General features: G+C 74.4%; 11 protein-coding genes. 5 read left to right on the top strand and 6 right to left on the bottom strand.

The features are described from left to right. On the top strand, positions 1-91 hold a 91-nt coding region (locus HCN51_RS57035), incomplete at its 5' end, for an RICIN domain-containing protein (protein WP_168022062.1). A 2-nt stretch (positions 92-93) separates the two neighbouring features. Here HCN51_RS57035 and HCN51_RS57040 read toward each other — a convergent pair. Next, positions 94-960 (bottom strand): AraC family transcriptional regulator, encoded by an 867-nt coding sequence (locus tag HCN51_RS57040; protein ID WP_168022121.1) that lies wholly within the window; start codon positions 958-960, stop codon positions 94-96. Positions 961-1,052: 92 nt separating this feature from the next. Here HCN51_RS57040 and HCN51_RS57045 point away from each other — a divergent pair, with 92 nt between their 5' ends. Together HCN51_RS57045 and HCN51_RS57050 are read left to right on the top strand one after the other, a co-directional pair. Continuing rightward, positions 1,053-1,844, top strand: coding sequence for a phytanoyl-CoA dioxygenase family protein (locus HCN51_RS57045; RefSeq protein ID WP_168022122.1), 792 nt, complete (start codon positions 1,053-1,055; stop codon positions 1,842-1,844). Positions 1,845-1,932: 88 nt separating this feature from the next. Further along, positions 1,933-2,310, top strand: coding sequence for a hypothetical protein (locus HCN51_RS57050; RefSeq protein ID WP_168022123.1), 378 nt, complete (start codon positions 1,933-1,935; stop codon positions 2,308-2,310). A 526-nt stretch (positions 2,311-2,836) separates the two neighbouring features. Here the strand turns inward: HCN51_RS57050 and HCN51_RS57055 are convergent. The 3 genes from HCN51_RS57055 to HCN51_RS57060 form a co-directional block, all read right to left on the bottom strand. Continuing rightward, a complete protein-coding gene (locus HCN51_RS57055; protein WP_168022124.1) occupies positions 2,837-4,534 on the bottom strand; it encodes a carbohydrate binding domain-containing protein in 1,698 nt (565 codons plus the stop codon). A 10-nt stretch (positions 4,535-4,544) separates the two neighbouring features. Next, positions 4,545-4,676 (bottom strand): hypothetical protein, encoded by a 132-nt coding sequence (locus HCN51_RS61995; protein WP_277350330.1) that lies wholly within the window; start codon positions 4,674-4,676, stop codon positions 4,545-4,547. 357 nt (positions 4,677-5,033) lie between these two features. Beyond that, positions 5,034-5,705 carry a hypothetical protein gene (locus tag HCN51_RS57060; RefSeq protein WP_168022125.1) on the bottom strand — a complete coding sequence of 224 codons (672 nt, stop codon included), beginning with the start codon at positions 5,703-5,705 and terminating at the stop codon, positions 5,034-5,036. 608 nt (positions 5,706-6,313) lie between these two features. Here HCN51_RS57060 and HCN51_RS57065 point away from each other — a divergent pair. Beyond that, the gene (locus HCN51_RS57065; protein ID WP_168022126.1) at positions 6,314-6,937 is read left to right on the top strand and encodes a methyltransferase domain-containing protein; all 624 of its coding nucleotides are present in this window, start codon (positions 6,314-6,316) and stop codon (positions 6,935-6,937) included. Between the two features lie 48 nt (positions 6,938-6,985). Here HCN51_RS57065 and HCN51_RS57070 read toward each other — a convergent pair whose 3' ends face one another. Continuing rightward, the gene (locus HCN51_RS57070) at positions 6,986-7,960 is read right to left on the bottom strand and encodes an MBL fold metallo-hydrolase (protein ID WP_168022127.1); all 975 of its coding nucleotides are present in this window, start codon (positions 7,958-7,960) and stop codon (positions 6,986-6,988) included. A gap of 309 nt (positions 7,961-8,269) precedes the next feature. On the opposite strand from HCN51_RS57070, the gene HCN51_RS57075 reads away from it, so the two are divergent. Continuing rightward, a complete protein-coding gene (locus tag HCN51_RS57075) occupies positions 8,270-8,626 on the top strand; it encodes a response regulator (protein ID WP_346434189.1) in 357 nt (118 codons plus the stop codon). Here HCN51_RS57075 and HCN51_RS57080 read toward each other — a convergent pair. Further along, positions 8,604-8,823: helix-turn-helix domain-containing protein (locus tag HCN51_RS57080; RefSeq protein ID WP_168022128.1), on the bottom strand; the 220-nt coding region annotated here is incomplete at its 5' end. The two genes, HCN51_RS57075 and HCN51_RS57080, sit on opposite strands and share 23 nt — an antisense overlap.

An 8,823-nucleotide genomic window follows, 5' to 3' on the forward strand; every position in this document is an offset into this window, starting at 1 on the left:
TGACGTCAGCGGCGCCGGCACCGCCAACGGCACCAAGGTCCAGATCTGGACCTGCCACGGCGGCACCAACCAGAAGTGGACCCGCGCCTGACGTCAGCGGGTCTCCGACCGGCTGCGCCGCCGGTACTCGGTGGGCGTCAGCCCGACCAGGGCGCGGAAGCGGCGCGCGAAGTACGTCGGGTCGTCCCATCCGACGGCGGCCCCGACCCGGGCGGCCGGCAGGGCCGAGTGCGCCAGCAGGGTGGCGGCGCGCTCGGCCCGCAGCCGGGCCAGGAAGTCCAGCGGCGTCACCCCGGCGTGCCGCTTGAACAGCCGGCCGAGGTAGGCGGGATCCAGGTTGACGGCGCGGGCGAGGTCGTCCAGCCGCCACGCCCGCTCGGGCGCCGCCTCCAGCCGGGCGACGGTGGCGGCCACGGCGGGGTGGACGGCCGGGCCGGGCGTCTCCGGCTCGGGGGCGCGGCCGTCGGCCAGCACGCCGAGCACGCTGACCAGGCGGCCCAGCACCCGGCCCGGCCGCCGCCGGTCGGCCGCGAGGTCCCGTTCGAGCAGGCCGATCTCCGCGACGGCCTCGCCGGCGGCGGCCGGATCGACCGAGGTGACCGCCACGCCGTGCGTGCCGGACGCCACCGGGTCGGTCCACAGCAGCCGGCGCAGCAGCGGCAGCTCGTGCAGCGCCGCCAGCTCGGCCCGCAGCGCCTGCGCGGACAGGCAGCAGTTGGCGACGACCAGGCCGGCGCAGCCGCGGAACCCGTGCCAGGCGCCGGGGCGCAGCACGACGACCTGCCCGCGCCGCAGCGGCCGCTCGCCCTGGCTGGTCACGTGCCGCCCGCGGCCTGCGCCGATCACGGCGATCTCCAGGAAGTCGTGCGCGTGCGGCTCGACGTCGCGATCGAGGCGGTGCACCCCGGCCAGGACGGGGGCTCCGGTGAACAGCGCGTGCTCGTGCAGCGTGCGGGGCATGTCGGGATCGTACGACCACCGGCCGCGATCGGCCTAGCCCCGGAGCGCCCCGCCCGGCGACGCTGGTGCCATCCCGACTACGGAGGTCAGCGATGGCAACGAACACGACCGAGCACGCCCCCAGCGACGTCCGCGCCGACGGCACGGTGCCGCAGGAGTTGGTGACGGCCTACCACGAGCACGGTTTCGTCCGAGTGCGGGGCGTTCTGGCGCCCGGCCAGGTCGAGCGCTTCAGGGCCGCCGCCGAGGCGTTCCTGGAGGCGCACCGCGCCGAGAGCCTGGAGCGGGGCGGCGTCTTCAGCCAGCTCGTCAACGTCTGGCGGCGCGACCCGGCGCTGCGGGAGCTCACGCTCGACCGGCGGCTCGGCCGGATCGCCGAGCAGCTCGCCGGGTTCCCGCTGCGGCTCTGGCACGACCAGCTGCTCGTCAAGGAGCCGCACAACAACGCCGCCACGGAGTTCCACCAGGACCGCCCCTACTGGCCGCACGCGGGCGACCGGCTGCCGCTGTCGGCCTGGATCGCGCTGGTGGACGTGCCGCCGGAGCGCGGCTGCATGACGTTCCTGCCCGGCACCCAGCATCGCACCGGGCTGCGCCCGCAGGACCTGCACCACGAGGACGACCTGTTCGAGGTGGACCCGTCGCTGCGGTGGGCGCCCCGGGTCACCGTGCCGCTGCGCGCCGGCGACTGCACCTTCCACAGCGGCTACACGGGCCACATGGCGCTGCCGAACCGTACGGGGCAGGCCCGGCTCGCGCACGTCACCATCTACATGGACGAGGCCACCCGCTACAGCGGCGAGGGGCATGTCGTGACCGATCCCCTCGGGCTCGCGGCGGGTGAGCGGCTGGACGGAGACACCTTCCCCCGCCCCTGGGCCTAGCGGACACCTTCTTGTCCATGTACGGATAGTAGTTATTCGATTACCTTAAGTGATTACATGGAGGGAATCCGCACGAGAAAGGCACATCATGGTCACCCCCGCCCATCGTTCCCTCCTCCGGCTGGCCGCCAACGCGAGCCAGGCGCAGCGCCTGGAGAAGTTCCTCCAGCGGCCCGAGGCCCTGCGCCTCTGGTTCACCTACTCCTGCGACGCCGACTCGGGCATCCGGTTCGTGCACGGCGCGCTCCGCAAGGACGGCGAGAACGTCGCGGGCGCGGGCCGCTACCGCCTCAACTGCGACGGGCGGACCCACCAGCGGCTGCTCATCTTCGCGCCCCGCAACGACGTCGTCCGCACGGGCGACTCGGTCGAGGTCACGCTCAGGCTCGGCAAGGTCGTCGACGGCAAGGCCGAGTGGGTGACCGAGGACACCAAGACGCTCACCGTGACGGAGGTGGCGGTCTGACCCCGTCGCGCGGGTCGACCGGGCGCGATACGCCGCCGCGCGGGTCAACCGGCCGCGGTACGCCGCCGCGCGGGTCAACCGGCCGCGGTACGCCGCCGCGCGGGTCAACCGGCCGCGGTACGCCGCCGCGCGCGTACCGCGCTGGTTGTAGCGGCGCTCATCCGCACGAGTGATGAGGGGCGCGGGCGCTCACGGCTAGCATGCGCTGATGCGCGCAAAGGTGCTGTCGTCCGTCGGACGGCTCGCCGTGACGAACCCCTTCCGCACCGATCTGCTGTTCGGCCTCGTCGTGGCCGGCGTCACCCTGGTGTCCGGCCGCGTCCTGGGCGACGGCCCGGCCGACGCGGGCTACGCGCTGCGCCCGCTGGACCCGGCCGGCGTGGCGCTGACCCTGGTGGCGAACCTCGCTCTGGCCTGGCGCCGGCGCGTCCCCGTCACCGTCCTGGTGATCTCCTCCGCCGCCTCGGTCGTCTTCCACGCGGCCGGTCACGACGCCCGGCTGAACGGCGTGGCGCCTGCTGGCGCTCTACACCGTCGCCTCCCTGCGGGCGCCCGCCGTGTCGGTGCCGTGCGCGCTGCCGCCGGCGTTGTCGTTGTGGCACGCGGCGTTCCTCGCCCCGGCCCCGTTCGTCTGGCCGAACGTCGCGCAGACGAGCATCATGACCGCCGTCGCGTGGACGTTCGGCAACAGCACCAGGATGCTGACCGAGCGCAACGACCGGCTGCCCGCCTCACCGAGCGGCTGCGCCAGGAGCAGGAGGACAAGGCGCGGCGCGCGGTGACGGAGGAGCGGATGCGCATCGCTGTTGGGCGCCTCGCCCTCCTGCACCGCCACCTGGACGGCCACGTCGGCCGAGGCGCGGGCGTCGAAGGAGACGGTGTAGGTGCGGCCGGCGATCAGGGTGCCGGTCTGCTGCGTGACGACGGCGTCGCCCGGCTCGGCCGCGCCGCCGGCCACAGCCGCCCGCAGCTCCCCGTTGTCCACGGTGAGCGCCGGGTTACCGGCCGACCACCACGGCGTGATCGACGGGCCTTCCAGCGTCCCGTTGCGCACCAGCTCGATCTTGGCCGGCTCGTCCGGCCAGGCCAGCGAGGTGTAGTGGATGCTCGACCCGGTCACCCGCGACCACTGCACGAGCGTGGCCGGCGTGTCGGCGGCGGTGCGCGAGTAGCCGTTGTGGTGCATCTGGGCGGCCGGGATCATGCCGTCGGCGCCGACCCGGCGCCCCGACTCCGCGGTGTTGTTGTCGGTGGTGTTGACCAGCGGCGCCGTGCTCGTGTCACCGGCGAGCACGTTGTTCACCAGGGTGATGTTCGCGGTGTCCCACGTGATGCCCGCCGCCTTCTCGGCGTCGGTCGGGCAGACGTCGTCGGCGCCCGGGCAGGTCGGCCGCGCGTCCTCCTGCACCGCCAGCGCCTGCGCGTTGCCGACGGAGGTGTTGTTGATCACTCGTACGTTGTTCGAGCCCAGCAGGCTCAGCCCCGGCCCGCGCACCACCGAGCCGTCGGCGCCGGCGAAGAAGTGCATGCCGCTCTTCCTCGCGGTGATCTCGACCCGCCGCCCTGTCGGGTCGCTGCCGATGAACGTCCGGTCGGTGGCTCCGTCGTGGAAGAACGTGCCCGCCTTGACCTCCTCCCTGATGGCCACCTGGCGCAGCGGCTCGCCGTCCACGAACACCATCTGCGGGTCCCCGCCGACCGGGTTGTCGTCGTTGAAGTGCAGCGGGTTCATGCACTCGTCGTACGCGGGCGCGCTCGCCCGGCACACGCTGCCCGGATTCCAGCCGTCCAGCCGCCAGGCGCCCCTGTCGGCCGTCAGCCGGCTCTGCTGGATCTCCGCGCTGCCCTTGAACCAGACCTGCTCCCCCGGGTACGGCTGCAGAGTGACCGGCGCGGCGACGTTGCCCAGCCGCTCACGGTACTCGCCGGCGCGCAGCACGATCGTCGTCATCCTGCCCGGCGCCGCCTTGGCCACCGCCGCGGCCGCCGTGCGCAGCGGGGCGTCCATGGTGCCGGCGTCGCCGTCGTTCCCGCCGGGGGCGACGAATATCGCGTCCGCCGGCACCGGGTACGACGTCGGGATGACGGCCAGCGGCGAAGCCGCCCCCGCAGTGGCCGCCAAGGTCGCGGCGGCGGCCGGTTTCTCCCCGTGATGCGCGAAATTCAGTGCGCTCGCGGCAATCATCGCCAAAGAGACGAGGATCGCCGCACCCCGTAATCCCATGGACGGCCTCCTAGGACGGTTTTCCCGGCAGGTGAAAGGCGGTGGGCGCGCCGATGCTCCCGGCGCGTTCGGCCGGGTTTTCGTCAAAGGCGCGCTGAATGCCGGCGGCCGTGTTACCCGCGCCCGTGACCGGATCCGACATTCGGCATCACGATAGCGATCGGCGTCTTCCTGGTCGTCCACCCAGGATTTGACGACGGCCGTCAAACCGCCGCGGTAGTCCGGGCGGGATCTCCACCTGCCGCGGTAGCCTCCGGCGCCCGCCCCGGCCTCTCGTCAGCGCATGCCCCGCGGCATCCGCCGGGTGTTCTTCGGGCGGGCGACCGCGCCCCGCGCCCGCGCCTTGCCCGCGTCTCAGCCGCGCGCTCCGCGCTCGCGCATGCCAGGGCCGGCGGGGCGGCACGCGTGCCGTGAGCGGGGCGGCGGCGCGGCCAGGGCTGGTGAGAGGGCAGCCTGGCTTGGGCGCAGGGGCGGTGGGAGGGGGCGGCGGATGGAGTCGTCAGGGGGTGTCGTCGTCCTCGGGCTTCAGCCTGCGGGCGGTTCGCCGGCCGGCCGCGGCCTGGCGGTCGGTGCTCGACTCCCGCCTGTTCATGGCGGACGCGCGCCGGTCGCGGTCGCCGGCGGCACGGTCGGCGGCGCTGGCCCGCCGGTCCTCCGCCGAGGCGCGCCGGTCGGTCGCAGCGTGCTCCCGGGCGCGGTCCTCCTCGCGATCGGCTTCCAGCCGCAGCTCGCGCAGCGCGTTCAGCAGGCGCCGGATCTCCGCGCGGTCCAGCCGGCTCTGCTCGCGCTCGGCCGCGGCCTGGGCGCGTTCGGCGGCCAGCAGCGCCGCTTCTGCGGCCATCCCGGCGCCGTCCCAGGTCAGCAGGCCGTGCCGCCGCTCGGCGTCGCGGTCGCGCCGCTCGGCGTCGCCGTCGCGCAGCTCCGCCGCCCACAAGAGATCATGCAGGTGCCGGTCGGTGGCGTCCTCCTCCTCGCGGCGTTCGCGTCCCTCCCGCGCCTGCATCCGGGCGGCCTGGTCGCGCTCGTCCGCCTGATCGTCGCGGTGCTGGGCGACCTCGTCGCGCGAGGTGGCGGCCTGGTCCCGTCTCTGGCTCGTCGCGTCACGTTGCGCGGCGACCCGGTCCCGCCAGTCCGCTTCCTCTTTCTCAGAGTGTCGCTGATCGTCGCTCATGGCCGTCTCCGAAAGCGGTGGGGCGGCCGGTGGCGCCGCCGTGGCCGTGCTCCTGCCCGGCCCTGCCGATGATCGTCTGTCCGCGGCCCGGCCTCACCCGGACCCGCGGGACCTGGACGCGTGGCGATCGCGTACGCCCTGCCGGGCGCGTCGAGCCCCGCCTCGACCTCGAACCTGGGCCGCACCGGCGCCACCTCATCCCGCGAAGCACCCCCATGCTCCCACCATGAGCACCGGGACGCTGTCACCTCCCGGCGACATCGCCTTCGACCATCGCCGTCACAGCAGGGCGGCGAACGCTGCCCTGACACCCGCCATCATCCTAGGCTTCGCTCCCCGCCCGGGCGCCGGTGGCGCGGGCGTCAGGGCTTTGACGCGCCGTTCAGCCCGGTCAGCCGGCACAGTGCGGCGAACCCGTCGTCGGTGCCCGGCCGGTGACGGCGCACCGCCGCCAGGCCGGCGTGGCGCACCAGGCGCAACACGTGCGGCGGGGGGCGCGGCGCCTCCCGCTCCCCCGCGTGCGGCCACGGCCGGGCGCTCGCCGGCCCAGGTTACGCTCGCCGCGGATGTCCGGGCGCCCGGCTGTGGTCCGTGGGTACGTTGGCGCCATGGACAGTGACCAGTGGGACCTCCGGTACGCGGCCAAGGACCTGGTGTGGTCGGCGGGGCCGAACCGGTGGGTGGAAGAGGTGGCCGCGGACCTGCCGCCGGGGCGGGCGCTGGACCTGGCCGCGGGCGAAGGGCGGAACGCGCTGTGGCTGGCCGAGCGGGGCTGGAGCGTGACCGCCGTGGACTTCTCAGCCGTCGCCCTGGAGCGGGCCCGGTCCCTGGCCGGGCAGCGGCTCGGCGAGCAGGCGGGCCGGGTGGAGCTGGTCAAGGCGGACGTACGGGATTATGTCCCCGAGCCCCGCGCCTTCGACCTCGTGGTGATCGCCTACCTCCAGGTGGCGCAGGATGTCCGGCGGCAGGTGATGCGGTCGGCGGCGGGCGCGGTCGCGGCCGGCGGGCTGCTGCTGGTGGTCGCGCACGACAGCGACAACCTGGCGCACGGCACGGGCGGCCCGCAGGACCCGGCGGTGCTGTACCGGGCGGATGACGTGGCGGCCGACGTGGACGGGGCCGGGCTGCGGGTCGTGCGCGCGCAGGCCAGGGCCCGTCCGGTCGAGGGGGCGGCCCGCGACGCGATCGACGCGTTCTTCGTCGCGGTACGGGACGGCGCGCCACCCGCGTGAAGCCACCTCACCCGCCCCCTCCGCCGAGGGGTCGGGTGCGGTGTTTCGTCAGCAGCAGGCGGGGGCCGGGCGGGCGGGGCTCGGCTCCTGGTCCTGGGCGATGCGGCCGCGCAGCATGGTCTCCATGACCTCCATGAAGCGGCGCGTCCTGGCCCGCCCTATGACGAACGGGTTCTCGCCCCCCGTGGTCCCGGCGCGCAGCTGCTCGATGCGGGTCAGGCCGTAATCGGCGCCTCCGTGGTTGTTCAGCTCGACGTCCACCCCGGCGCGCCGCATCGTCGCGGCGAACGAGAGCACGGAGGCGAGGTTGGTGCGCTTGGCCGCCGTCGCGGCGGGCGGGTTGGTGCCGCCCCACAACATCGCGGTGTGCCGCCGGCCCTTCCACCGCACCGGGAAGATCGGCGAGACGGTGCCGGGGGTGTGGCCGGGCGTGTGGTGCAGCGTCACCGTGGTGTCGCCGAGGGTCAGGCGCTGGCCGTCGGTGATGACCAGGTCGCGCTTGGGCGCGTGGGCGGGGCGTTCGGCGGCGATGAGGTCCCAGTCGGCGCGGCTCATCAGGACGCGGGCGCCGTACTGGTCGGCGAGGTACTGGGCGCCGCCGAAGTGGTCGCTGTGGCCGTGCGCGACGACCACGTACTTGATCGCGGACGGGTCCGCCCCGACGGCGCGCAGGCCGGGAACGATGATCTTCTCGGCGTCGTCCGGGGAGCCGAGCGCGTCGATGAGGATGATGCCCTGCGCGGTGAGCAGCGCCGTGGCCTGGACGAAGCTGGTGCCCAGCACCGCGACGTCGTCGAAGATCCGCAGCGGCTGCAGGGGCTTGGTCTCCGGCATGGACAGGCCGGGGCTGAGCGCCTTGACCAGGGCCCGCAGCACCGGGTCGTCGCCGGCCAGCCTGGCGGCGCGGTCGTAGTACTGCTGGGCGGTCTTGGGGGCGGCGGCCGAGGCCTCGGCGGGGCGGCCCGCCAGCGGCAGGAGGGCCGCGGTGGCCAGCAACGCGCGGCGGGACGGGCCGAGGGGCATGGGTGAGCACCTGCTTTCGGGCTGGGGACGGGTCCGGCGGTGATCGGGCGCTCGGGACGCCGATGCCCGCCCAGCAGACCAGAACAGATCTTGTGGTGTCCAATATTGGGACGGTGCGGCCGGCGATAGGGAAGTGGGTATCGACGCTGGTCGGCCCGGTGTTTTCCGGAAGTGTGCGGGCGGCTTCCGCATATCGGCGGCTTTCCGGGTGCGGGTCGGGTGTGCGTGCGGGCGGTTACCAGTACCGGGGTGGGCGGGTTCCAGCTAGCGGGAATGTGCGCGGCCGTGCGCGGGTGGCAGCCTGGGTACGTGGAGTTGCGCTGCCTGATCGTCGATGACAGCCTCCGGTTCCTGGAGGCCGCGCGCCGGCTGCTGGAGCTGCAGAGCGTCCGGGTCGTCGGCACGGCCGGCACCGGGGAGCGGGCGCTGGAGCTGGCCGCCGAGCTGCGGCCCGACGTCGCGCTGGTCGACGTCGGGCTGGGTGAGGAGAGCGGGTTCGACGTCGCGCGCCGGCTGGGGGCCGTCCCGGTCATCATGATCTCGACGCGCGACGCCGACGACCTCGGCCAGCTCGTGGAGGAGAGCCCGGCCGTGGGGTTCCTGCCGAAGGCCCGCCTGTCGGGGCCGGCCATCCGCGCGCTGCTCAGCGGGAGTCGAGGAACGTGAGCACGGCCAGCACCCGGCGGTGGTCGTCGTCGGTCTCCGACAGGCCCAGCTTGGTCAGGATGCTGCGCACGTGCTTCTCCACCGTCCCCTCGGTCACCCACAGCCGGCGGGCGATGCCGGCGTTGGAGCGGCCCTCCGCCATCAGGGCCAGCACCTCGCGCTCGCGGGCGCTGAGCGCGTCCAGCGGGTCGTCCCTG

The organism is Nonomuraea composti (genome assembly GCF_012034275.1).
GTDB lineage: Bacteria > Actinomycetota > Actinomycetes > Streptosporangiales > Streptosporangiaceae > Nonomuraea > Nonomuraea composti.

What these genes read in the sequence shown, in the direction of transcription:
- HCN51_RS57065 (WP_168022126.1), top strand. Translation starts at nt 6,314, where the DNA reads ATGGACAGTGACCAGTGGGACCTCCGGTACGCGGCCAAGGACCTGGTG.
- HCN51_RS57060 (WP_168022125.1), bottom strand. Translation starts at nt 5,705, where the DNA reads ATGAGCGACGATCAGCGACACTCTGAGAAAGAGGAAGCGGACTGGCGG.
- HCN51_RS57055 (WP_168022124.1), bottom strand. Translation starts at nt 4,534, where the DNA reads ATGGGATTACGGGGTGCGGCGATCCTCGTCTCTTTGGCGATGATTGCC.
- HCN51_RS61995 (WP_277350330.1), bottom strand. Translation starts at nt 4,676, where the DNA reads ATGTCGGATCCGGTCACGGGCGCGGGTAACACGGCCGCCGGCATTCAG.
- HCN51_RS57045 (WP_168022122.1), top strand. Translation starts at nt 1,053, where the DNA reads ATGGCAACGAACACGACCGAGCACGCCCCCAGCGACGTCCGCGCCGAC.
- HCN51_RS57040 (WP_168022121.1), bottom strand. Translation starts at nt 960, where the DNA reads ATGCCCCGCACGCTGCACGAGCACGCGCTGTTCACCGGAGCCCCCGTC.
- HCN51_RS57050 (WP_168022123.1), top strand. Translation starts at nt 1,933, where the DNA reads ATGGTCACCCCCGCCCATCGTTCCCTCCTCCGGCTGGCCGCCAACGCG.
- HCN51_RS57070 (WP_168022127.1), bottom strand. Translation starts at nt 7,960, where the DNA reads ATGCCCCTCGGCCCGTCCCGCCGCGCGTTGCTGGCCACCGCGGCCCTC.